Raw genomic sequence first — 21,800 nt, 5'->3', positions numbered from 1 at the left:
CGGGCACCGGCCCGTTCATCGGGTGCCTCCCGTGGGAGCGGGGGACCACTCGGCGCGGTCGGCGAACCAGGCCGCCACCTGTTCCAGGTTGGCCGCCACGTCCTCCTCGGTGTCGCCGCCGACGACGTAACCGGCCAGGAAGAGGCCGGACTTGACCCCGCCGTGGAACTCCTGGCCGACCCTGCCGGTGAGTGCGGCCTCCTGGACGCACCGCGGCTCGTCACCGGAGGGCAGCCGGGTCAGTACGCCGTTCGACGGCGGGATGCACAGCGCGCCGGTGGGCCGGTAGGCCGGGGTGCCCAGGGTGCCGGGGAGGCCGCATTCGGCGTACAGCCATTCCTTGTCGAGATCGATGCCGAAGGCGTGCCGGACCATGGAGCTGATCATCCCGCCGCCGGTCCGGCTGGCGATCTCGCAGAACACCGTCCGGTCGTCGGGGGTGATCCACAGCTCCGCGTGGAAGGCGGTGTGCGGTGGGGTGGGCAGCTCCGCCAGCACCGCCCGTGCCGCCTTGAGCAGCCGGTCGTGCACCGGGTCCTGGGGTGTCAGCGGGAGGTTGGCGACCCAGTCGTTCGCCCGGAAGGACAGGCAGTCGTTGAGGTAGCGGAAAGGGTGCGCGAACACCACCTCACCGTTCACGACCAGCCCGTCCACGTGGTACATCTGCCCGGGTACGAACACCTCGATCTCGCTCGCGCCGCGCCACGGGCGGGCCAGGTAGGCGTCCAGCTCCGCCTCGTCATGGATGATGGCCGCGCCCAGCGAGCCGGACTCCGAGAGCGGCTTGATGACCACGGGATAGCCGTGCTCGGCGACGAACTCCAGGGCCGTGTAGGCCGAGTCCAGCGGCCGGTAGGCGGGAATCTCCACCGGGCCGCCGGCGAGGTGGTTCTTCATGATCACCTTGTCGCGGAACGCCAGGGCGCTCGCGGTCCGCTGTCCCGGCAGGTCCAGCAGGTCACGCAGCTGTGCGGCGCGTACCACGTCCGCCTCGGCGCGGGCGAAGACGGCCGTGACGGCGTGCTCGCGGGCCAGGCGCAGTGCCGTCTTCTCGACGAGCTGGTTGGTGTCGTAGTCGTCGAAGGCGTGCACGTGCGGCAAGTGGCCGTATCCGGCGGCGAATTCGGTGGTGGTCAGGATGACCGGCACGACGCCGGAGCCGGCCAGCCAGCGGTCGTACGGGGTCTTGGCGTGGGGCGTCTTGGCGAAGACGAGGACGTGCGGCATGTGCGTGTTCTCCTTCAGCCCGTCGTCTCGACGAGCGGGAGGCGGCGGCGTGCGGGGACCCGGGAGACGAGCTGCTGCGCCTGGGCGAGTTCGCGGGCGAAGCAGCCGTCCTTGTAGACACCGGTGAGGCGCTTGGTGGTGAACGCCTCGATCGCCGCGTGGTCGAACTCCAGGTCGTAGCGGACGTTCTCGCCTCCGTCGGCGACCGTGCGGACGAGGGTGCCCAGGTGCGGCTCGAAGGTGTTGACGCAGCCGACGATGTCACCGATCTTCTCGCGGCGGCCGTCCGCCGACTCCGACAGCACGCTGACCTCGGTGGGGATGGCGGCGAACAGCTGCCGGCCGGCCCGGCACCAGCCGACATGGCCGGGGAACCCCATGGCCTTGATGCCGAAGGTCCCGAAGTCCTCGCTCACCCCGAGCTGGAAGGTCAGCTCGACGTTCTCGTGCAGCCACTTGAAGTCGCGGTAGGCCTGCTCGATCTCCTCATAGCTGAGCTGGAGTTCGGGGTGCCGGCCGCCGTGGTCGGAGAAGTTGTTGAAGCGGACCGTGTCGACGCCCAGCTTGTTGAAGTAGTGGGCGTAGCGCTCCAGGGACCGGCGGCCGTGGTTGTGCCGGCCGATGGTGACGCCGATGTTGACCCGGAAGGCATCCGACCGGTCGGCGTCCGCGGGAAGCGTGCTGCGGTGGTGCTCGTTGTAGTGGTCGATCCGGCGCAGTACTTCCTCGGTGTCGGCCCCGCTGAAGACGCCCTTGATCGGGTAGCTGCCGTCGTCGATGACGGCCAGGTTCTCGTCGATGACACCGTGGTACGTGATGGAGATGGTGCCGTAGCCGTTGACCCGGGCGAGGTCGAGGAGTTCCAGGTAGTTGTCGGCGAGCAGCGGGCGGCCGCTGGTCCAGGCGTCGCCCTTCTCCATCGTCTCGGTGGGTTTGTGGTCGGATTCCTGTCTGAACTCACGGTTGTTGGCGGGGCCGTAGAGGCGCATGAACGCCCCGTCGTAGGCGAAGCTGTCCACGTACCGCGGGTAGACGTGGTAGCCGTGCGACTGGAGTCCGGCGAGAATCCGCGGGCCTTCTTCCATGGCGAAGGACTTGTCGTAGACCTTCTCGTAGTTGACGAACCAACAGTGCGTACATTTCTGTCCGCAGGTGTTCTTTCCGACCTTGGTGTCCAGGTCGAGGTAGATGTGGATCTCCTCGGGCCTGATCTCCTGGAACGGCGTGCTGAACGGCTCATCTCCGTGGAAATCGTAGGAAATCGGCGCGTTGTCGATGGACATGGTTCCCCCAGGGCGTGGTCGAGTCGCGGGAAGGGCGAGGCGAGAGGTGCGGCTGTGAGTGGCGCCGGGGCGCCCTGGGGCCGGGTGGCCCGGACCGGAGTGCGTGGGTGGTACTGCGTGTTACGCGACGGGCGTGGGCTGTGCGGCGGTGCTCGGCGGGGCCGTGCTGCCGGGCCGGGCGGCCTCGGGCCGTGCGGTGGAGCGGCCGTCCGCGACGCGGCGCGCCGGGGGCACGGTGACGTCGGGGCGGGTGGTGACGATGGGCAGCGCCGTCAGCTCGGCGACCGCAGCCAGGCAGGCCGCCGTGTCCGCGGCGGTGACGACGGCCATGCCCAGGCGGTCGGTGGAGGACCGGAGCGGGCGTACCGGGTCGCCCGGCTCCACGGTGACCTCCCACTCCACGATCGTTCCGTGGGTCAGGGGCGGTGGTGGGGCGACGGCGGTGACCGTGCCGGGCGCCGCGGTGAAGAACACGGTCGCGGCGGCGGGAGCCGCGACCGGCGCGCGCGGCACTCCCGCGCCGACCGCCCATCCCAGGGCGGCGACCCGCCAGTCGATACCCGTGGTCAGCCGCACCAGGTCGGCGATGCCGTCGCCGCCGAGGCGGTTGTGCGTCTCGATGACGACGACGCGGTCGCCGTCCACTTTGACCTCGGTGTGGCTCGGCCCGTCCGTCAGCCCGAGGGCGTCGAGCAACCGCCCGACGGCCTCCTCGACCCGTGCCCGCCCGGCGGCGTCCAGCGCCGGAGCCGGCATCATGTGGCTGACCTCGACGAAGCCGCCCGTCGTCCCCTTCTGGGCGATGCCGACGACGGTGTGCCGGCCGCCGGCCGACAGCGTCTCCACGCTGAACTCCAGCCCGCCGGCGAAGGCTTCGAGCAGGGTGCCGGTGGTCCGGCGGTCCGCCGGCAGGTCCGCCGCACGGTCCAGCAGGGCCACGGCGTTGCTGCCGACGCCGCTGACGGGCTTGGCCACCACGGGGCTGTGCCCGGCGAACAGCCGGGCCACCGCGTCCGGGTCGTCGCCGCAGGCGAAGGCCGGGTTCAGCTGCGGCGCCCGCCGTTCGAGGACCCGCCGCATCTCCAGCTTGTCGCGGGTGCGCCGGACGACCGTGGGGGCGACCCCCCGTAGGCCGAGCCGCTCCGTCGCCACGGCCGCGGGCTCCAGACCGAGTTCGGTCAGCGAGACGACGGCGGTGGGCGACAGCGGTTTGAGTACCTCGTCGACGAACGTGAGGAAGGCGGCGCGGTCGTGGAAGTCGACGGTGTGCACCTGCCGGGTGCCCGTCGTCCGCCCGCCGTTCCGGTCCAGGGCCGGGGCCCCGGGCAGCTGTACATGAAGGAGATCACCGGGGAGAGCCTCGGCCGCTCGCGCGACCGTCGGATTGGCACCGATGACCACCAGGGTCACGACAAGGTCTTTCTGATGTGCATGCTGCGATACATGTCTGGCCCCCCGTTGTCTTCCGGTCCGGGAACACGTCCGCCGACGGCTCCGGGACCACATGAACCGAGCCAGCGCCAAACAGGGGCCGTAACGCGACGGCCGACCGTTCGAGTGGCGAGGCGAAGACAAGGTCGCAGCGGCACTCGGCCGCTGTCAACAGATATGCGCAAAGCTTGACTTGCCAGAAAATCCACTCTGACCTGCGGCAAATCCCATGGTTTACAGAATTGACCGAAACTGTGCGACGCCTGTCCCATATTCGCCCCTGACGCCTTCCGGCCGATTTCACCCCCACCCCGACCCGTCCGGAATCGAACGGCAGCACCCGATCCCTGGCCGTCAGCGCCAGGTCAGCACCCCGGTCCCAAGGAACCCCCGACGCACCCTCCGGGGGCTCCTTTCGGACAGGGCACGGCATCCACCCTTGACGGCAGCCGTCGGTCGCCCTCTTCGACGGACGCGGCCCCGGAATCCGGAGAAGCTACGCACAAGTACACGCCGCCGGTTCACGAGGAGACGCAGTCCCCGTACGGTGAACGCGGGGGCGGCGCCCCGTTGCCCTTGCCATGCTGGGCCGCATGGTGACTCTTGACGGACAGCCCGTGTCGACGGACGACGTGCTCCCCCTCGCCCTGACCGGCTTCGGCCACTTCACGTCCCTGCGCGTCGAAGCCGACCACAGCATCCGCGGCCTGACCCTGCACATGGAACGCCTCGTGCGGGACAGCACGCTCGTGTGGGGCACGAGCGTGGACACCGGACGCGTCCGCGCGTACATCCGGCAGAGCCTGGAGGGGAGGACCGGCCCCTGCGTCGTCCGCGTGACGGTCTACGACCCGACGATGGACCTGGGCCGTCCGGCGGACGCCGACGAGCCGCACCTCATGGTGTCCGTCCGCGCCGCCGGCGCGCTGCCTCCGGAGCCGCTGCGCGCCAAGAGCGTGCCCTTCGAGCGAGACCTGCCCGAGGTGAAGCACTGCGGCCTCTTCGGCGCCCTGCACACCCGCCGCACGGCTCAGCTCGCGGGATTCGGTGATGCCTTGCTCGTCGGCCGCGACGGCCTCGTGTCCGAGGGCGTGACATGGAACGCCGGATTCGTCGACCAGGACGGCACCCTCGTGTGGCCACAGGCACCCGTGCTGCCCGGTGTCACCATGGCGCTGCTCCAGCAGCACGCCGCACACCGCGTCGCCCCCGTCACCCTGGACGAGGCCAAGGGCATGGCGGCCGCCTTCGCGACGAACACCGGCATCGGGGTCCGGCCCCTGTCGGCGATCGACGGCACTCAATTCGTCACCGAGCACCCCGTGTTGCGCCGCCTGCAGGAGACCTACCTGTCGATCCCCGGCGAGACCCTGTAAGGCACGGCCGTGACCGGCGAGACCCGGCTTTCCGGCAACGAGGCCGGGCCGCCGCGCCAGGCGCCAGACGGTCGGCGGTCAGCCGTCGGACGGGGCCTCGGCGACCTCGTCCAGCAGATGAGGCCCGTTGTTCTGGACGCTGTTGACCGCGGTGGAGACGGCGCGGGCGTCCAGGTGGCCGGCGGCCGGCGCGGTGAGCAGGGCACGGAGTTCACCGGGGTCCTCGTGGGCGGGGTCGAGCCAGGCGCTCCAGTCGGCGGGGGCGATGGCGAGCGGCATCCGGGGGTGGACGCGTCCCGCGGCGTCGGTGGCCTCGGTGGTGATGATCGTGCAGGTGGTCCACCATGCCCCCGGCGCCTCGTCGGTGCCGGGGGCGCGCCAGAACTCGTAGAGGCCGGCCAGCGCCATGGCCTGGCCGTCCTCGGGGCTGATGAAGTACGGCTGCTTGCGGGCCTTGGCCGTCCCGGTCGCCGCGACGGCCTGCCATTCGTAGAACCCGTCCGCCGGCAGCAGGCACCTGCGCTTGGCGAAGGCCCGGCGGTAGGCCGGCTTCTCCGCGACCGTCTCCACCCGGGCGTTGATCATCTTCGCGCCGGTGCTCAGGCTCTTCGCCCACGACGGCACCAGCCCCCACCGCAGCGGCCGCAGCTGCCGGGTGACCTCGCCGGTGTCGCGCTCGACGCGCTCCAGCACCGACCACACGTCATCGGTCGGGGCCACGTTCCAGCTCGGCCCGAGCATCTGAGCGGTGTCCCAGCGCGTCACGTCGAACAGGTCGACCAGATCCTCCGGACGGCGGGTGGACACATAGCGACCGCACATACCCTCCACCCTGCCACGCCAGGGGCCGGTTGCCCGGTCACCTACGCCTCCGTCCGACCGGTCGGGGCCGGCCACGGTCCGGAGAACGCCCACCTGCGCGACCCGGCGCCGCGCGCCTGTCCCACGGCGGGTGCCGCAGGCACTTAAATACGGAGCGTGACTAGAGAGCCGCAGCGCTTCACGATCCTGTTGGTCCCCGAGCACGTCGAGGACAGAGGCGGTGCCTCCGTGGAGGACTCAGCCGTACGGTCGGCGGTCGTCGAGGCGACGGGCGAGACCGGCGCCTCGGGCTACCCCCGCTACGTCGGACACGGGATCGTGGCCGACATCGACCCCGGCACCCGCACCGTCGAAGCGCTGCTCGTCGACGGCTCGGAACTGGACTACGGGCTGACCGCCCTGGTCACCTCCTGATCGCGACAGCCGGCCGATCCCAGGGACACCCCTAGTCCCAGGGACACCCCTAGTTCCCAGGATGGGTCGCCGTCCCTCCAGAGAATGACGCCGGGGGCCCGTGGTGGCACTCCAGGACCGTCCGGCTTTGGGGTCCTGTGGGGGAGGACGGCGCTGACATGCGCAATCGAGGATGGGGACGTCGCCATCTCCGCCCCTCCTCACAGGAATTCCCTTTCCCTCATGAACGAGAACACTGCGCACGCCCGCGTCCGGACCCGGCGTGGGACCGAAGGATGGACCTTCTTGGTGGAATCGGTGCGGAACCATCGCACGGTCGGTTCCGTCGCCCCCAGCGGCAAGTCGCTGGCCACCCTGCTGGCCAACCCGTTACTGGAACGCGCGCCGCGCGGTGCGAATGTCCTGGAAGTGGGCGCGGGCACCGGCTCGGTCACACGGGTTCTGCTGCCCCGAATACCCCGGGGAAGCCGGCTGGACATCGTGGAGAACAACGCCCAGTTCGCCGCGCACCTGCGTGAACTGGTTCGTGGATACCCACACCTGCGGGAACAGCAGGAACGGGTGCGCGTCCACAACATGGGTGTCGAACAGCTCGCCACGGACCGCCGCTATGACGTGATCGTCTCCGGCCTGCCGTTCTCCAACTTCGCCCCCCGGCAGGTTGACGACATCATGGGCCGCTACTTCGATCTGCTGCGCCCTGGGGGCACGCTCACCTACTTCTCCTATTGCGGCAGCCGCTGGGTCCGCGCCCTGCTGGCATCCCGCCCGGAGGCCCGCCGGCAACGCGATGTCAAAAACCTGTTGAACCAATACCACCATCGTTACGCGATCGGCTGCTGGACCGTCTGGGGAAACCTGCCGCCCGCGACGGTATGGCAACTGCGCCGGCCCCTCGACGCCGTCCACCACTCCGACGTGGTGACCGCCCAGCCGCCGATGGCGAGCTAGCACGATGGGCGGCCTCGCCGATCTGCTCAGCGACATTCCCCCTGTCGCCGCCTATGCGGTGCTGGCCACGGCAATCATCGGAGAATCCATACTGCTGGTGGGGGTCCTCATCCCCACCCTCGTGCTCATGCTCACCGCGGGAGCCCTGGCCCGCTCCGGCAGCCTGCACCTGGCGGGGGTCATCGCAGTCGCCGCCGGCGCCGTCATGATCGGCGACGCTCTCGGCCACCGAACCGGTCAGCTGCTGGGCAGGCGCCTGCGTACCGCGAAGCTCGGCCGCCGTATCCCCGCCTCGGCGTGGCAGCGGGCCGAAACCCTGATGAACAAGCGCGCCGGCCAGACCCTCCTGATCTTCCGCTTCGTGCCGGTCATGCGGACCATCGCCCCGCACATGGCCGGCATCACCGGCCTGCCGTACCGTCATATCGCCCCGTACAGCGCCCTGGGCTCGGTCGCGTGGGCGAGCGTGGAAAGCGGCACGGGCTACACGGCGGCCTTCTCCCTCCAGCACCTCTCGTGAGGGCGGGCCCGCCGCGGTGGCGGCGGCGCGGCCGCTGCGCGCAGGGCGCTGCCCGTGGAGGACGAGGCGGAAGAGTCGTGGAGACTTGAGCAATGCTGAACGAAGTCACAGCGACCCGCTATGTCACGCCCTTGCGTGAGGGCGGCTCGCTCCCGGGGATCGTCGAGGCCGACGACCTCGGTACCTATATCGCGAAGTTCATCGGTGCCGGACAGGGGCGTAAGACGCTCGTTGCCGAGGTCATCTGCGGGGAGCTGGGGCGCCGGCTCGGGCTGCGGGTGCCGGAGCTGGTGCGGATGCAGCTCGACCCCGTCATCGGTCTGAGCGAGCCGGACCAGGAGGTCCAGGAGCTGCTGAAGGCCAGCGGCGGGCTCAACCTGGGCATGGACTACCTCCCCGGATCGCTGGGCTTCGATCCGCTCGCCTTCGAGGTGAGTGCCCGCGAGGCGGGCCGGGTGGTGTGGTTCGACGCGCTGATCAACAACGTCGACCGGTCCTGGCGCAACCCCAACCTGCTGGTGTGGCACGGCGAACTGTGGCTGATCGACCACGGCGCGGCGATGATCTGGCACCACAACTGGCCCACCGCGGACAAGGCCTCGGCCCGTCCGTACAACGCCTCCGACCATGTCCTGGCCACCTTCGGCCCGGATGTCGCGTCCGCGGCCGAGGAGTTCGCGCCGCAGATCACCGAGGAGCTGCTGACCGGGATCGCGGCGGACGTCCCGGACGAGTGGCTGGCCGACGAGCCCGGCTTCGACTCCCCGGACGCGCTGCGCCGGGCGTATGTGCGCACCCTGCTGGCCCGTGCCCGGACGATCGGCGACCGGATCACTCTGGGGGAGCCCACCGAGGACACGCCCTCGAAGGCGCCGGAATGGCTGGCCGCCAGGCTGGTACGGAGGGCAGTGAAGTGAGCGGTCTGCACAACGGGCGTGATGTGTTCGAGTACGCCCTGCTGAGGGTCGTGCCCCGGGTCGAGCGCGGCGAGATGATCAATGCCGGGGTGGTCGTGTACTGCCGGGCCCGGAGCTTCGTCGAGGCCCGGACCCATCTGGACGAGGCCCGGCTGCTGGCCCTGGACCCCACGGTCGATGTGGCCGGTGTACGGGCCGCGCTCGGCGCCGTCGAGGGGATGTGCGAGGGCGGCGAGCGGGCCGGGCAGGCGGCAGGGGATGACGCGGGACGCCGTTTCCGCTGGCTGATCGCACCGCGCAGCACCATCGTCCAGCCGGGACCGGTGCACACCGGGCTGACCACCGATCCGGCCGCCGAGGTCGGGCGGCTGGTGGAGTTGCTGGTGCGCTGAGGAGCACCGACCGATGTTCCGGGCGCCCGGCGCTGCCTTCGGGCGGGCCGGGCGCCGCGTCGTGGTGCGGCCGTACGCCGGGTCCCGGCCGGTCTCACCGGTGAGGTGGGCAACGGCGCGGTGGTGGGGCGTTGACAGCGGGTTGCCGGGCTTCTAGCGTCAGCCCTGCTCAGGCTACTAAGCGGTTGCTCACCCAGGGATCGGTGCGGCGGACCGCTTGTCGAGGTTTCGAGGGTGAGGAGAACCCGCATGTCCACCACCGAGCAGCGCGTCGCCATCGTTACGGGCGCGGCCCGCGGTATCGGCGCGGCCACCGCCGTACGCCTGGCCGCCGAGGGCCGTGCCGTCGCCGTACTCGACCTCGACGAGGCGGCCTGCAAGGACACCGTCGAGAAGATCACCAAGGCCGGGGGCAAGGCCATCGCGGTCGGCTGTGACGTCTCGGACGCGGAGCAGGTGGAGGCGGCGGTCGCGCGGGTCGCCTCGGAACTCGGTGCGCCGACCGTCCTCGTCAACAACGCCGGTGTGCTCCGCGACAACCTGCTGTTCAAGATGAGCGAGACCGACTGGGACACGGTCATGAACGTGCATCTGCGCGGTGCGTTCCTGGTGTCCCGCGCCTGCCAGAAGCACATGGTGGACGCCAAGTTCGGGCGGATCGTCAACCTCTCCTCCAGTTCGGCGCTGGGCAACCGCGGGCAGGTCAACTACTCGGCGGCCAAGGCCGGCCTCCAGGGCTTCACCAAGACCCTCGCCATCGAGCTGGGCAAGTTCGGCGTCACCGCCAACGCCGTCGCCCCCGGCTTCATCGTCACCGACATGACCGCCGCCACCGCCGAGCGCGTCGGTATGGGCTTCGAGGAGTTCCAGGCCGCGGCCGCCACCCAGATCCCGGTGCAGCGGGTGGGCCGTCCCGAGGACATCGCCAACGCGATCGCCTTCTTCACCGGCGACGCGGCCGGCTTTGTCTCCGGCCAGGTCATGTACGTCGCCGGCGGCCCGCTCAACTGACCGCCCCACCGACCTCAGGAGTTCTGGACATGACCGAGCAGGACAGCGGGCTCCCCGAGCCCACCGGCAAGGTGGCGCTGGTCACCGGCGCCAGCCGTGGCATCGGCTACGGCATCGCCGAGGCCCTGGTGGCCCGCGGCGACCGGGTCGTCATCACCGGCCGGAACGAGGACGCACTCAAGGAGGCCGCCGAGAAGCTGGGCGCCGACCGGGTGCTCGGCGTCGCCGGCAAGGCGCATGACGAGGCCCACCAGGCCATCGCTGTCGAGCGGGCGATGGAGGCCTTCGGCCGCGTCGACTACCTCGTCAACAACGCCGGAACGAACCCGGTGTTCGGCCCCATCGCCGACCTCGACCTGGGCGTGGCCCGCAAGGTCTTCGAGACCAATGTGGTCTCCGCGCTCGGCTTCGCGCAGCGCACCTGGCACGCCTGGCAGAAGGACAACGGCGGCGCCATCGTCAACATCGCCTCGATCGCCGGCCTGGCGCCGTCGCCCTTCATCGGGGCGTACGGGATGAGCAAGGCCGCGATGGTGAACCTGACGCTGCAGCTCGCCCACGAGTTCGCGCCGGGCGTGCGGGTCAACTCCATCGCGCCCGCGGTCGTCAAGACCAAGTTCGCGGCCGCGCTCTACGAGAACCGCGAGGAGGAGGCGGCGGCCGGCTACCCGATGGCGCGGCTCGGCGTCCCGGAGGACATCGGCGGGGCCGCGGCGTTCCTGCTGTCCGACGCCTCGGGCTGGATCACCGGCCAGACGCTGGTCGTCGACGGCGGTCTGTTCCTCAACGCGGGGGTGTGACGGCGGCCGGGTTCTGACGGCGCCGGGGTGTGACGGGGCCGTGCGGGCCCCGGGCCCGGGGTGGCTCGCTCCGGTGCGTTCCGGGAGGCGGAGTCCGTGGTGCCGGTCCGGTCAGGGCCGGCACCACGCATGTCCGCGGCCTCTCGGGGAGGCCGCCCGGCACCGCGGGTACCCTCGGGGACCGGTGCCACCACCGGCCCCGGCGGCTCGCGGAGGCCCGGTACCTGCGGGCGGCCTGCCCAGCTTCCGCCCCGTCCGGCGCGCCCCGGCCCCTGCCCGGGACGGACCGCCGGTCCGGGCCGGTCCGAGCGGCCCGCGGGCGGCGTTGTCAGTGGTCGCCGGTAGGTTCGGGGACTGAGAACGCAACGCACACCGGAGGTTGTTGACGTGGTGACCGACATGCTGCCCGAATCCTGGCGCGGGGTCCTCGGCGAGGAGTTGGAGAAGCCCTACTTCAAGGAGCTCACCGACTTCGTCGAGCAGGAGCGGGCCAGTGGTCCGGTCTATCCGCCCCGCGAGCAGGTCTTCGCGGCGCTGGAGGCGACGCCCTACGACCAGGTGAAGGTGCTCATCCTGGGCCAGGACCCGTACCACGGTGCGGGGCAGGGCCACGGCCTGTGCTTCTCCGTGCAGCCCGGCGTGAAGGCCCCGCCGTCGCTGCGGAACATCTACAAGGAGATGAAGGAAGAGCTGGGCCACCCGGTCCCGGACAACGGTTATCTGATGCCCTGGGCCCAGCAGGGTGTGCTGTTGCTGAACGCCGTCCTCACGGTCCGCGAGGCCGAGGCCAATTCCCACAAGGGCAAGGGGTGGGAGAAGGTCACCGACGCGGTGATCCGCGCGGTCGCCTCCCGGCCCGACCCGGCGGTCTTCGTGCTGTGGGGGAACTACGCCAAGAAGAAGCTGCCGCTGATCGACGAGGAGCGGCATGTCGTGGTCCAGGGCGCGCACCCCTCCCCGCTGTCGGCGAAGAAGTTCTTCGGCTCCCGCCCCTTCACCCAGATCAACGCGGCGGTCGCCGCACAGGGGCATGCGCCGATCGACTGGCGCATCCCTGACCTGGGCTGAGTCGGCGGGCCGGGCCGGCAGGCCCCACCACCCGGTGCGTCGCGCACACCGCGCGCAGCTCCCTTCCGGCGGTTAGCGTCGAGGAAACGGCCCCGGCGGTGTGAGCGGATACGGGAGTGCAGTGGTGGAAACGCGGCGGGAGGCGACGCCCGAGGACGGGGTGCTGACCCGGATCGGCCAGGCGATCATGCTGCATCGCGCCGGTGACCGGGAAGAGGCACGCAACCGTCTCTCGGCGCTCTGGCACGAGATCGGGCCGCACGGCGACGCCTTCCACCGCTGCACCCTCGCCCACTACATGGCCGACACCCAGGACGACCCCCGGGACGAACTCGACTGGGATCTGCGGGCCCTGGAGGCGGCCGAGGGCTTCGTCACCGAACGGCCCGCGGGCGGCACCGGCACGCCGGGGGAGTCCAGGGTCGCCGACGGCCCCGGCCCCCGCCACCCCCTCGTCGCGCTCCGGGCGTTCTTCCCCTCGCTGCATCTCAACATCGCGGCGGACTACGCCGCGCTCGACCGGCCGGCCGACGCCCGCGCCCAGCTGCGCCGCGCCCGGGTCTCGGCCAACGCCCTCGCCGACGGCGAGTACCGCCAGGGCCTCCGGGACGCGATCGACCGGCTGCAACTGCGCCTCGACGGCGCCGCGGGCAGGCCCTAGTCCCGCAGCATGCCGTCGAGCAGCTCGGCGCAGGAGGCGCGCAGCGCCGTACGGGTGGGGACGGCCGTGTGGAACTGTCCCGCGGTGCAGGAGAACAGCACACCGTCGCACCACGCGATCATGCTCAGCGCATGCCGTTCGGGCGCGGTGGAGCCGGCCGCCGCCAGCATGGCCGCCACCGGCTCGCGGAAGGCCCGGCCGGCCCGGTCGTAGACCGCCCGCAGCTCGGGCCGGCGGGTGGCCTCCAGGGCCAGCTCGTAACGGGCGAGGAGCAGCTCCCGGTGCCCGGACAGATAGCGGTGCAGTGCCAGCGACAGCGCCTCGGCGACCGCCGCCCGCACGGCCTCGGGCCCCGCCCCCTCCGCCGGGAGTCCGGCCATCTCGTGTGCGGTCAGCACCGCCGCCTCCCGCTGCGCCAGCCGCCGGACCGCCGTCTCCAGCAGGGCCGCCCGGGTGCGCGCGAGATTCGAGGTGGAGCCCTGGGGCAGCCCGGCCGCCTGGTCCACGGCCCGGTGGGTCAGCCCGCGCATACCGCGTTCGGCGAGCAGGTCCAGTGCCGCGTCGGCGATCAGCTCCTGGCGCGGGGCGGAGGCCGGGGTGTGGCCGCTGCGGACGTTCATGGCAGGAGCCTAGCGCGGCAACTACAGGTGTAGTCTCGATGGCGGCAACTACACCTGTAGTCACTCGGGAGATGCGGGAGGGCGCTATGCGGCAGCGCACGGCGGTCGTGATCGGCGGCGGCATCGGCGGGCTCACCGCCGCGGTGGCACTGGACCGCCGCGGCTGGTCGGTCACCGTCCTGGAACGTGCCGCCGCCTCGCCACCGGGCTCCGCGCCCGGTGCCCCGGCACGGAACGGCGCGGGCATCGGCCTCGCCCCCAACGCCCAGCGCGCCCTGGACACCCTCGGCGCCGGCGACGCCGTACGCGCCCTGGGCGCCCGGTACGACGTCGGTGAGTTCCGCCTCCCCGGTGGCCGCCTGCTGGCCCGTATGGAGCAGGCGGCCGCCGCCCGGAGGTTCGGGGGCCCGCTCCTGGTCGCGCACCGCGCCGAGCTGCTCGCCCTGCTGGCCGCCCGCCTGCCCGAGGGCGCGCTGCGCACCGGGGCCGCCGCCGTACTGGCGGACCCGGGGGAGGCCCGGCCCCACGGCCGCCCGGCCCGCGTCAGGATCGAGGAAGCGGCGGACGGCGCCCAGGAGCTGACCGCCGACCTGGTCGTCGCCGCCGACGGCATCCGCTCCGCCACCCGCCGCGCCCTCTTCCCCGGCCACCCCGAGCCCCGCTACGCCGGCTTCACCGCCTGGCGCTTCGTCGCCCCCGCGCCGGACCGCCCGTTCGCCGCGCACGAGACCTGGGGCCCCGGCAGCCTGTGGGGCACCCAGCCGCTGCACGACGGACGGGTCTACGCCTACGCCACCGCCGCGGTACCGCCCGGCGGACGGGCCGCCGACGGCGAACGCGCCGAACTGCTGCGCCGCTTCGGCTCCTGGCACCACCCCGTGCCCGCCCTGCTCGCCGCCGTCGACCCGGCCGTCGTGCTCCGCAACGACGTCCACACCGCCGCGGCCGCGCCGCCCGCCTTCCACCGGGGCCGGGTCGCCCTGCTCGGTGACGCCGTCCACCCGATGACCCCCAACCTCGGCCAGGGCGGCTGCCAGGCCATCGAGGACGCCGTCGTGCTGGCCCACCTGGCCGCACCGGACGCCGACCTCGCCGTCGCGCTCACCGCGTACACCCGACAGCGTCTGCCGCACACCATGGAGGTGGTCCGCCGGGCCCGGCGGATCGGCCGGCTGACCACCTGGCGCTCCCGTCCTGCCTGCGCCCTGCGCGCCGGCCTGATGGCCGCCGGCGCCCGTCTGGCACCGGACCGGGCGCTGCGGAGCATGGACGGGATCGCCGACTGGCGGCCGCCGGCCGGCACGTATGCTTCCGGCACGCGGGGCACCACCAGCGCGGCACAACCCAAGGAGCACGAGTGAAGGTCGGCTGCATCGGACTCGGCGACATCGCCCAGAAGGCGTACCTCCCCGTCCTCGGCACACAACCGGGGCTCGAACTCCATCTGCACACCCGCACCCCGGCCACCCTGCAGCGCGTCGGCGCCGCCCACCGGCTGCCGGACGCACAGCTCCACCCGGACCTGGACTCCCTGCTCGCCGTCGGCCTGGACGCCGCCTTCGTGCACGCCGCCACCGGCGCCCACCCCGAGATCGTGACCCGGCTGATCGAGGCCGGCGTGCCGACCTACGTCGACAAGCCGATCGCCTACGAACTGGCCGCGTCCCAGCGCGTCGTCGCGCTCGCCGAGGAGCGGGGCGTGGGCCTCACCGTCGGCTTCAACCGCCGCTTCGCGCCCGCCTACGCCCAGTGCCGTGAGCACGCCCGCGACCTGATCCTGATGCAGAAGAACCGCGTCGGCCTGCCCGAGGACCCGCGCACCCTGGTGCTCGACGACTTCATCCATGTCGTCGACACCCTGCGGTTCCTCGTCCCCGGCGAGGTCGACCACATCGATGTGCGGGCCAGGGTCCGGGAGGGGCTGATGCAGCATGTGGTGCTGCAGCTGTCCGGCGACGGGTTCACGGCCGTCGGGACGATGAACCGGCTCAGCGGCTCCGCGGAGGAGATCCTCGACGTCTCCGGGCAGGACACCAAGCGTCAGGTCGTCAATCTCGCCGAGGTCATCGACCACAAGGGGCAGCCGAGCGTCCGGCGCCGCGGCGACTGGGTGCCGGTCGCCCGCCAGCGCGGTATCGAGCAGATCGTGCTGGCGTTCCTGGACGACGTACGGGCCGGTCGGCAGCCGTCCGCCCAGGACGCGCTGCGCACCCACGAACTGTGCGAACGGGTGGTCACCGACGCCCTCGCGCAGGCCGCCTGCTGAGCCTCCGCAGCCCCGCGTACCCTCCGGCGAGCAGCAGCGCGCCCGCCGCCCCGTAGACCGCCCAGTCGCCGAACCGGGTGTACGGGGTGGTGCCCTGGGCCAACGGCAGGTCGTAGACGGCCGCCGTGCTGCGGTCGGTGCCGAGCCGCTCGCCGACCGGCTCGCCGCGCGGGCCGTACACGGCGCTGATGCCGGTGAGGGTGGCGTGCACCATCGGCCGTCCGTTCTCCGCGGCGCGCAGCGCGGCCAGCGAGGCGTGCTGTGCGGGCGCCCAGCTCTCCTGGAAGGTCGAGGTCGAGGACTGGGCGACCAGCACCCGCGCCCCCTCGCGCACCAGATGGCGGCTCATGTCGGGGAAGGCGCTCTCGAAGCACACCAGCGGCCCGACCCGCAGCCCGCCCGCGGTGGCGACCGGGATCACCACCGGGGTGGTGCCGCGCAGCCGGTCCGTGGGGGCGGCCTTGCCCACCCGGGTCGCCCAGCCGAGCAGGGACCGGAACGGGATGTACTCGCCGAAGGGCACCAGCCGCATCTTGGCGTAGCGGTCCCCGGTCGGTCCGTCCGGGCCGATCAGGACCGCGCTCTTGGAGATGCCCGGCCGGTCGGCGTGCGCGGAGTCGGCGTTGACCAGCAGCTCGGCGCCGGTCTGCCGGGAGAGGGCGGCGAGCCGTCCGGCGAGCGCCGGGCGGTCCGCCGGGTCCTGGGTGAGGCTGCTCTCGCCCCAGACGACCAGCCGCACCCCACGGCCCGCCAGCGACCGGGTGAGCGTCTCGCTCCTGGCCAGCCGCTGCGCCGGGGTGCCGGTCAGGTTGGGCTGGACGACGGCGACCCGTACCGTGCCGGTGGTGCGGGGGACCGGCGCCCCGAACCAGACCGCGGTGACCGCCAGCGCGCACACCAGCAGCCCGGCGACGGCGGGCCGCCGGGCCGCCGGGCGGGCGAGCAACTCGGCCAGTGCGGTGTTCACCGCCACGATCAGCAGGCTGACCAGCCACACCCCGCCGACCGACGCCAGCCGCAGCGCGGGCGGCACCTGCCACTGGCTGGCGCCCAGCAGCCCCCACGGGCCACCCAAGTACTCCCAGGACCGGACCAGTTCGACCATCAGCCAGCCCGAGGGCACCAGCACCAGCGCGGCGGCGCACCGGGCCGCGCCGGGTGCGCTGCCCAGCAGCGCCCGCACCAGCAGGCCCCAGGGTGCCCACAGGGCACCGAGCAGCAGGGCGAGCACGAGGATGAAGACATGCAGGCTCGGCAGCAGCCACTGGTGGACGGCGAGTATGAAGCCGGTGCCGCCCAGCCAGCCGTCCAGCGCCGCCCGCCCGTATGTCGGTGCCGTCCGTACCAGCAGCAGCCAGGGCACCAGGGCGCCATACGCCAGCCACCACCAGGACGGGGCGGGAAAGGTGAGGGCCGGCACCGCACCGGCGAGCACGGCGGCCGCGCCCCGCGCCCAGGGGGAGCCGAGCCACCGCGCCCGCTGGCCGAGCGGTCTGTCCATGCCGGGCTCCCTGGTGCCGGTTTCCGCCGGTCGGACGGCCAGTGTGCGCGGCAGAGCCGATCAAGGAAAGGGGGTGTCGCCGCAACGGCCGATACCGGGACCGGGACGCGCGGCGGGTCCGCTCAGCCGGCCGCCGGCCGTACCTGTCGCCACTTCTCGTGGACGACGACCCCGGTCAGCCGCCAGCCGTCGGTGGTGCGACGGGCGGTGAACGCGTAGCGGCCGGCGCAGGTGTAGTTGGGCGCGGTCGGCTCCTCACCGGCGTCCGGCCCGTCACCGATGCCCGGCCCGTCACCGGCGTCCGGCGCGGGGCCGGCGAGCCGCATCGGGTTGAGGTAGTCGGCCTGCACCGTGGCGGTGTCGCCGGGGGCGCCGTCCCGCCGGGCCAGGGTGATCCGGCGGTTGACGACCAGATGCTGCCGCATGGCGAAGTGCCCCAGCATCTCGGCGAGCCAGGCGGCCATCTCCTCGGCGCCGCCCTCGATACCGCCCGCCGAACGGTAGTCGACCCGCCCGTCCGGGGTGAACAGGGCCAGATAGCCGGGCCAGTCGCCGTCGTCCACGGCGATGGCGTACCCGGTGACCAGATCGTCGAGGGCGAGGCGGTCCATGAGCGTGGAGTGTTCCGCGCGCTGCGTCATCGCCTCAGTTTTCGGCATACCCGGGCCCCCGCCAAGAGGCGGGGGCCCGGCGGCGCGGCGTCAGTTCACCAGCGCCGACTCCGGCAGCAGGTCAGGCCCGGAATCCGGCCCGGCCGCCGCCGCGGCGGCCTGCCGGTCCTGCGCGGCGGTGAACTGCGTTCGGTACAGCTCCGCGTACCGCCCCTCGGCCGCCAGCAGCGTCCGGTGCGTCCCGCGCTCGACGATCCGCCCGTCCTCGACCACCAGGATCAGGTCGGCGGCCCGTACGGTCGACAGCCGGTGGGCGATGACCAGCGCGGTACGGCCCTCCAGCGCCTCGGTGAGCGCCTCCTGCACCGCCGCCTCGGAGGTGTTGTCCAGATGGGCGGTGGCCTCGTCCAGGATCACCACCCGGGGGTGGGCGAGCAGTAGCCGGGCGATCGTCAGCCGCTGGCGTTCGCCGCCCGAGAGGCGGTAGCCGCGTTCGCCGACGACGGTGTCCAGCCCGTCGGGAAGCCCGGCGATCAGCTCCTCCAGACGGGAGCGGCGCAGCGCGTCCCACAGCTCCGCCTCGCTCGCCTCCGGCTTGGCCAGGAGGAGGTTCTCGCGGATCGAGTCGTGGAAGAGGTGCCCGTCCTGGGTGACCATTCCCAGGACGTCGCGCAGGGAGGCGGCGGTCAGGTCGCGGACGTCCACCCCGGACAGCCGGACCGCGCCCCCGTCGGTGTCGTACAGCCGCGGCAGCAGCTGGGCTACGGTCGACTTCCCGGCGCCCGAGGAGCCGACCAGGGCGACCATCTGGCCGGGTTCGGCGCGGAAGGAGATGCCGTGCAGGACCTCCTCGCCGCCCCGGGTGTCGAGGGTGGCGACCTCTTCCAGGGAGGCCAGCGAGACCTTGTCGGCGGACGGGTAGCCGAAGCGTACGGCGTCGAACTCCACGGACACCGGGCCCTCGGGGACCGTGCGGGCGTCCGGCTTCTCGGCGATCAGCGGTTCGAGGTCGAGCACCTCGAAGACCCGCTCGAAGCTGACCAGCGCGCTCATCACCTCGATATGGGCGCCGGACAGCGCGGTCAGCGGGGCGTAGAGCCGGGTGAGCAGCAGGGCGAGCGAGACGATCGCGCCGGCCTCCAGCTGGCCGCGCAGGGCGAGGAAGCCGCCCAGCCCGTAGACGACGGCCAGCGCCAGGGCGGAGACCAGGGTGAGGGCGGTGACGAAGTACGTCTGGACCATGGCCGAGCGGACCCCGATGTCGCGCACCCGGCGGGCCCGGACGGCGAACTCGGCGGACTCGTGGTCCGGGCGGCCCATCAGCTTGACGAGGGTGGCGCCCGGCGCGGAGAACCGCTCGGTCATCTGGGTGCCCATCGCCGCGTTGTGGTCGGCGCCCTCCCGGCGCAGATCCGCCAGCCGCCGGCCGACCCGGCGCGCGGGCAGCACGAACACCGGCAGCAGCGCCAGCGCGATCAGAGTGATCTGCCAGGACAGGCCGATCATCACCCCGAGGGTGAGCAGCAGCGTGACGACGTTGCTGACGACCCCGGACAGGGTGTCACTGAACGCCCGCTGCGCACCGATCACATCGTTGTTGAGCCGGCTGACCAGCGCTCCGGTGCGGGTGCGGGTGAAGAAGGCGACCGGCATCCGCTGGACGTGGTCGTACACCGTCGTCCGCAGATCGAGGATCAGGCCCTCGCCGATCCCCGCCGACAGCCGGCGGGTCAGCAGCCCCAGACCGGCCTCCGCGACCGCGATGACCGCGATCAGCGAGGACAGGCCGACGACCAGGGAGGGTGCGTCACCGCCCACGATGGCGTCCACCACCCGGCCGGCGAGCAGCGGCGTGGCCACCGCGAGCATCGCGGTCACCGTGCTCAGGACGAGGAACCACACCAGGCGGCGGCGGTGCGGGCGGGCGAACGCCACGATGCGGCGCAGGGTGGCGCGGGAGAACCGGCGCCGGCCCTGTTGCGCGGTCATCGAACTGTGCAGGGCGTGCCAGGCGGTGACTTCCATGTCCATCGTGGCCTCCAGGTGCCGGGGTCGCGTCACGGGATCGCCGTGAACGACCGGCGACATACAGGAACCTAGAACCTCAACCAATCTTGAGGTCAAGAACTTCCGGCGCACTCACCCGCCCGGGCCACCACGAGGTGCCACGGCGTGCGGAAGGGGCCCGGCGGATCAGCCGCCGGACCGGCCGCGGAGGGGACGCTCCCAGGTCAGCGGAGGATGCGAGCCGTCCGGGCAGCTCACCGTCAGCCGTACGCCCGCCCGTCCGTCGGGCAGCGTGACGGTGGCGTCCACGACGACCTTCAACCGGGCCGGCCGCGACGGACCCGGGGCCGACGCCCCCACCGCCGTCAGCGCCTCGCCCAGAGCGGCCACCAGCGCCCGGCCGCTCCGCTCGTCGACCCGCGCGTCGACCGGGCCGGTGAACTGCACCGACGGGCGGCCGCCGAGCGTCCCGGTGGCCGCCGCGGCCGCCCGCAGGACCCGGGCGCGCAGGCCGGGCGGCGCCTCCGGCGGTCCCTGCTGGAGCGCGATGATCGTCGTGCGGATCTCCTGGATCGTCGCGTCCAGCTCGTCGATGGCCTCGCCGAGTCCCTCCCGCACCTCCGGCAGCCGTGCCTTGCGCCGGGCGGTCTCCAGCAGCATGCCGGTGGCGAACAGCCGCTGGATGACCAGATCGTGCAGGTCGCGGGCGATACGGTCGCGGTCCTCGAAGACCGCGAGCCGCTCGCGGTCCCGGTGCCGGTCGGCGAGCATCAGCGCCACCGCGGCCTGGGCGGCGAACTGGGTCCCCAGGGTCCGTTCGGTATGGCTGAAGCGGTCGTCGCCGGGCATCCGGCACAGCGCCAGGGCACCCAGCACCCGCCCGTTGCTGCGCAGCGGCAGCAGCATCGTCGGGCCGTAGTGGCGCGACAGTGGGGAGACCGAGCGGGGGTCGGCGGCGAAGTCGTCGGAGAAGACCGCCAGCCCGGCCCGCAGCTGGTGCAGCACCGGGCTCTCCGGCGGGATGCGGCCACGGAACGCCTCGGTCCGTACGGTCTCCGGCAGCTCCGTGGAGATCGCCACCACCTCCATGCCCCCCTCGGCGTGCGGCAGCAGGACCGCTCCGGTCGCCGCCTCGGCCAGCTCGCGGCCCTGCTCCGCGACGACGGTGAGGGCGTGGGTGGCCGTGGCACGGCCCTCCGGCCCCGCCAGCAGCGCCGTGGTGACGGACGCGGCCCCGTCGATCCAGCGCCTCCGCTGCCGGGCGGCCGCGTGCATCCGGGTGTTGCTCAGCGCGATCCCCGCCTCGGTGGCCAGCACCCGCACCAGATGCCGGTCCCTGTCGTCGAACTCCTCACCGTCGTCCTTCCCCGCCAGGTAGAGCGTGCCGAACAACTCCCCCTGTACCTGGATGGGCACCTCCAGCGAGGCTCCGGCGGGCGCCTCGGCAAAGGAGGCGCCGTGGCCGCCCGCCCCGCCGCCGTCCCCGTCGTGGCGGCCGACGGCGGCATGGCGCGCGCCCGTGAGGGAGGCGGCGGTCTCCGCGATCCGGTCCAGCGCACGGCCCAGATCGTGATCGGAGCCGACCGTCGCCATCGCCTCCAGAAGCTCCGGAAGCCGGGAGACCGTCCCCCCGGCCAGCGCACGCAGGCTCTGCGCGGTCCGTTCGGGCGGTTCTCCAGCGGCATCCGACGGCTTCAGGGCACACCTCACACTTTCCGGCGATTCGGACAGTCTAATTCGCCCGAAAGTGTGCTATTCGAGCAGCCCCGATCAACCGTCCGAGGAGGGCTCCCGGAGGCGGCCGGGGAACGGTCGTCCGGCTTCCGCCTGGCCGGGGCGCCGGTTCCGGACATCGGGCGGGGAGTGACGGCCGCCGACGGGGGAGAGGGGCCCTGGTCACCTATCTCGGCCACGCCCGTGAG

Annotated in this window: 21 protein-coding genes; 12 read left to right on the top strand and 9 right to left on the bottom strand. The window is 72.6% G+C overall.

The annotated features are described in order from the left end of the window. Positions 1 to 15: 15 nt before the first annotated feature. The 3 genes from ACGFN2_RS08080 to ACGFN2_RS08070 form a co-directional block, all read right to left on the bottom strand. The gene (locus ACGFN2_RS08080; RefSeq protein ID WP_393358405.1) at positions 16 to 1,227 is read right to left on the bottom strand and encodes an acetyl-CoA carboxylase biotin carboxylase subunit family protein; all 1,212 of its coding nucleotides are present in this window, start codon (positions 1,225 to 1,227) and stop codon (positions 16 to 18) included. Positions 1,228 to 1,241: 14 nt separating this feature from the next. After that, the gene (locus ACGFN2_RS08075; protein ID WP_393358403.1) at positions 1,242 to 2,510 is read right to left on the bottom strand and encodes a radical SAM protein; all 1,269 of its coding nucleotides are present in this window, start codon (positions 2,508 to 2,510) and stop codon (positions 1,242 to 1,244) included. Between the two features lie 120 nt (positions 2,511 to 2,630). Next, on the bottom strand, positions 2,631 to 3,920 hold the full coding sequence (locus ACGFN2_RS08070; protein ID WP_393358401.1) for an ATP-grasp domain-containing protein: 1,290 nt from the start codon (positions 3,918 to 3,920) through the stop codon (positions 2,631 to 2,633). Between the two features lie 614 nt (positions 3,921 to 4,534). Here ACGFN2_RS08070 and ACGFN2_RS08065 point away from each other — a divergent pair. Continuing rightward, positions 4,535 to 5,317, top strand: coding sequence for an aminotransferase class IV family protein (locus tag ACGFN2_RS08065; RefSeq protein WP_393358399.1), 783 nt, complete (start codon positions 4,535 to 4,537; stop codon positions 5,315 to 5,317). Positions 5,318 to 5,395: 78 nt separating this feature from the next. Here ACGFN2_RS08065 and ACGFN2_RS08060 read toward each other — a convergent pair whose 3' ends face one another. Further along, positions 5,396 to 6,139, bottom strand: a complete 744-nt coding sequence (locus ACGFN2_RS08060) for an SOS response-associated peptidase (protein ID WP_393358397.1) — start codon at positions 6,137 to 6,139, stop codon at positions 5,396 to 5,398. A gap of 156 nt (positions 6,140 to 6,295) precedes the next feature. Between ACGFN2_RS08060 and ACGFN2_RS08055 the strand changes: the two genes are divergently transcribed. The 9 genes from ACGFN2_RS08055 (at position 6,296) to ACGFN2_RS08015 (ending at position 12,873) form a co-directional block, all read left to right on the top strand. After that, positions 6,296 to 6,553: a hypothetical protein gene (locus tag ACGFN2_RS08055; RefSeq protein ID WP_362613947.1), complete on the top strand. Its 258-nt coding sequence runs from the start codon at positions 6,296 to 6,298 to the stop codon at positions 6,551 to 6,553. 222 nt (positions 6,554 to 6,775) lie between these two features. Beyond that, positions 6,776 to 7,504, top strand: coding sequence for a class I SAM-dependent methyltransferase (locus ACGFN2_RS08050; RefSeq protein WP_393358395.1), 729 nt, complete (start codon positions 6,776 to 6,778; stop codon positions 7,502 to 7,504). Positions 7,505 to 7,508: 4 nt separating this feature from the next. Further along, the gene (locus ACGFN2_RS08045) at positions 7,509 to 8,024 is read left to right on the top strand and encodes a DedA family protein (protein ID WP_393358393.1); all 516 of its coding nucleotides are present in this window, start codon (positions 7,509 to 7,511) and stop codon (positions 8,022 to 8,024) included. A 92-nt stretch (positions 8,025 to 8,116) separates the two neighbouring features. Continuing rightward, positions 8,117 to 8,941, top strand: coding sequence for a HipA family kinase (locus ACGFN2_RS08040; protein ID WP_393358391.1), 825 nt, complete (start codon positions 8,117 to 8,119; stop codon positions 8,939 to 8,941). Then, positions 8,938 to 9,333: a DUF3037 domain-containing protein gene (locus tag ACGFN2_RS08035; protein WP_393358389.1), complete on the top strand. Its 396-nt coding sequence runs from the start codon at positions 8,938 to 8,940 to the stop codon at positions 9,331 to 9,333. The genes ACGFN2_RS08040 and ACGFN2_RS08035 overlap by 4 nt, the downstream gene beginning before the upstream one ends. Positions 9,334 to 9,582: 249 nt before the next feature. Then, the gene (fabG, locus tag ACGFN2_RS08030; protein WP_362612777.1) at positions 9,583 to 10,344 is read left to right on the top strand and encodes a 3-oxoacyl-ACP reductase FabG; all 762 of its coding nucleotides are present in this window, start codon (positions 9,583 to 9,585) and stop codon (positions 10,342 to 10,344) included. Positions 10,345 to 10,373: 29 nt separating this feature from the next. Next, complete coding sequence (locus ACGFN2_RS08025) at positions 10,374 to 11,144, top strand: SDR family oxidoreductase (RefSeq protein WP_362612774.1); 771 nt, start codon at positions 10,374 to 10,376, stop codon at positions 11,142 to 11,144. Between the two features lie 399 nt (positions 11,145 to 11,543). Further along, complete coding sequence (locus ACGFN2_RS08020; RefSeq protein WP_393358589.1) at positions 11,544 to 12,212, top strand: uracil-DNA glycosylase; 669 nt, start codon at positions 11,544 to 11,546, stop codon at positions 12,210 to 12,212. Positions 12,213 to 12,336: 124 nt separating this feature from the next. Next, positions 12,337 to 12,873 (top strand): hypothetical protein, encoded by a 537-nt coding sequence (locus ACGFN2_RS08015; protein ID WP_393358386.1) that lies wholly within the window; start codon positions 12,337 to 12,339, stop codon positions 12,871 to 12,873. On the opposite strand, the gene ACGFN2_RS08010 is transcribed toward ACGFN2_RS08015, so the two are convergent. After that, positions 12,870 to 13,493: a TetR/AcrR family transcriptional regulator gene (locus ACGFN2_RS08010; RefSeq protein ID WP_393358384.1), complete on the bottom strand. Its 624-nt coding sequence runs from the start codon at positions 13,491 to 13,493 to the stop codon at positions 12,870 to 12,872. The genes ACGFN2_RS08015 and ACGFN2_RS08010 overlap by 4 nt on opposite strands. An 86-nt stretch (positions 13,494 to 13,579) precedes the next feature. On the opposite strand from ACGFN2_RS08010, the gene ACGFN2_RS08005 reads away from it, so the two are divergent. Together ACGFN2_RS08005 and ACGFN2_RS08000 are read left to right on the top strand one after the other, a co-directional pair. Beyond that, entirely contained in the window at positions 13,580 to 14,854 is a 1,275-nt protein-coding gene (locus ACGFN2_RS08005) for an FAD-dependent monooxygenase (protein WP_393358382.1), read from the top strand. Further along, the gene (locus tag ACGFN2_RS08000) at positions 14,851 to 15,759 is read left to right on the top strand and encodes a Gfo/Idh/MocA family oxidoreductase (RefSeq protein WP_362612766.1); all 909 of its coding nucleotides are present in this window, start codon (positions 14,851 to 14,853) and stop codon (positions 15,757 to 15,759) included. The genes ACGFN2_RS08005 and ACGFN2_RS08000 overlap by 4 nt, the downstream gene beginning before the upstream one ends. Here ACGFN2_RS08000 and lnt read toward each other — a convergent pair. The 4 genes from lnt to ACGFN2_RS07980 form a co-directional block, all read right to left on the bottom strand. Further along, the gene (gene lnt, locus ACGFN2_RS07995; RefSeq protein WP_393358380.1) at positions 15,728 to 17,260 is read right to left on the bottom strand and encodes an apolipoprotein N-acyltransferase; all 1,533 of its coding nucleotides are present in this window, start codon (positions 17,258 to 17,260) and stop codon (positions 15,728 to 15,730) included. The genes ACGFN2_RS08000 and lnt overlap by 32 nt on opposite strands. 122 nt (positions 17,261 to 17,382) lie before the next feature. Beyond that, the gene (locus ACGFN2_RS07990; protein WP_362612764.1) at positions 17,383 to 17,901 is read right to left on the bottom strand and encodes a nuclear transport factor 2 family protein; all 519 of its coding nucleotides are present in this window, start codon (positions 17,899 to 17,901) and stop codon (positions 17,383 to 17,385) included. A gap of 60 nt (positions 17,902 to 17,961) precedes the next feature. Further along, the gene (locus ACGFN2_RS07985; protein ID WP_393358587.1) at positions 17,962 to 19,902 is read right to left on the bottom strand and encodes an ABC transporter ATP-binding protein; all 1,941 of its coding nucleotides are present in this window, start codon (positions 19,900 to 19,902) and stop codon (positions 17,962 to 17,964) included. Between the two features lie 162 nt (positions 19,903 to 20,064). After that, complete coding sequence (locus ACGFN2_RS07980) at positions 20,065 to 21,471, bottom strand: GAF domain-containing protein (protein WP_393358377.1); 1,407 nt, start codon at positions 21,469 to 21,471, stop codon at positions 20,065 to 20,067. Positions 21,472 to 21,800 lie beyond the last annotated feature (329 nt).

The sequence above is a fragment of the Streptomyces sp. NPDC048612 genome (assembly GCF_043199295.1).
In the GTDB taxonomy this organism is placed as follows: domain Bacteria; phylum Actinomycetota; class Actinomycetes; order Streptomycetales; family Streptomycetaceae; genus Streptomyces.
This window is presented reverse-complemented; position numbering and strand designations above follow the sequence as displayed.

Excerpts from the sequence above, each read along its gene's own strand:
- ACGFN2_RS07980 (WP_393358377.1), bottom strand. The coding sequence starts at position 21,471 with ATGGCGACGGTCGGCTCCGATCACGATCTGGGCCGTGCGCTGGACCGG.
- ACGFN2_RS07990 (WP_362612764.1), bottom strand. The coding sequence starts at position 17,901 with ATGACGCAGCGCGCGGAACACTCCACGCTCATGGACCGCCTCGCCCTC.
- ACGFN2_RS07985 (WP_393358587.1), bottom strand. The coding sequence starts at position 19,902 with ATGGACATGGAAGTCACCGCCTGGCACGCCCTGCACAGTTCGATGACC.
- ACGFN2_RS08045 (WP_393358393.1), top strand. The coding sequence starts at position 7,509 with ATGGGCGGCCTCGCCGATCTGCTCAGCGACATTCCCCCTGTCGCCGCC.
- ACGFN2_RS08010 (WP_393358384.1), bottom strand. The coding sequence starts at position 13,493 with ATGAACGTCCGCAGCGGCCACACCCCGGCCTCCGCCCCGCGCCAGGAG.
- ACGFN2_RS08025 (WP_362612774.1), top strand. The coding sequence starts at position 10,374 with ATGACCGAGCAGGACAGCGGGCTCCCCGAGCCCACCGGCAAGGTGGCG.
- ACGFN2_RS08005 (WP_393358382.1), top strand. The coding sequence starts at position 13,580 with ATGCGGCAGCGCACGGCGGTCGTGATCGGCGGCGGCATCGGCGGGCTC.
- ACGFN2_RS08020 (WP_393358589.1), top strand. The coding sequence starts at position 11,544 with ATGCTGCCCGAATCCTGGCGCGGGGTCCTCGGCGAGGAGTTGGAGAAG.
- ACGFN2_RS08075 (WP_393358403.1), bottom strand. The coding sequence starts at position 2,510 with ATGTCCATCGACAACGCGCCGATTTCCTACGATTTCCACGGAGATGAG.
- ACGFN2_RS08065 (WP_393358399.1), top strand. The coding sequence starts at position 4,535 with ATGGTGACTCTTGACGGACAGCCCGTGTCGACGGACGACGTGCTCCCC.
- fabG (WP_362612777.1), top strand. The coding sequence starts at position 9,583 with ATGTCCACCACCGAGCAGCGCGTCGCCATCGTTACGGGCGCGGCCCGC.
- ACGFN2_RS08040 (WP_393358391.1), top strand. The coding sequence starts at position 8,117 with ATGCTGAACGAAGTCACAGCGACCCGCTATGTCACGCCCTTGCGTGAG.
- ACGFN2_RS08080 (WP_393358405.1), bottom strand. The coding sequence starts at position 1,227 with ATGCCGCACGTCCTCGTCTTCGCCAAGACGCCCCACGCCAAGACCCCG.
- ACGFN2_RS08060 (WP_393358397.1), bottom strand. The coding sequence starts at position 6,139 with ATGTGCGGTCGCTATGTGTCCACCCGCCGTCCGGAGGATCTGGTCGAC.
- ACGFN2_RS08050 (WP_393358395.1), top strand. The coding sequence starts at position 6,776 with ATGAACGAGAACACTGCGCACGCCCGCGTCCGGACCCGGCGTGGGACC.
- lnt (WP_393358380.1), bottom strand. The coding sequence starts at position 17,260 with ATGGACAGACCGCTCGGCCAGCGGGCGCGGTGGCTCGGCTCCCCCTGG.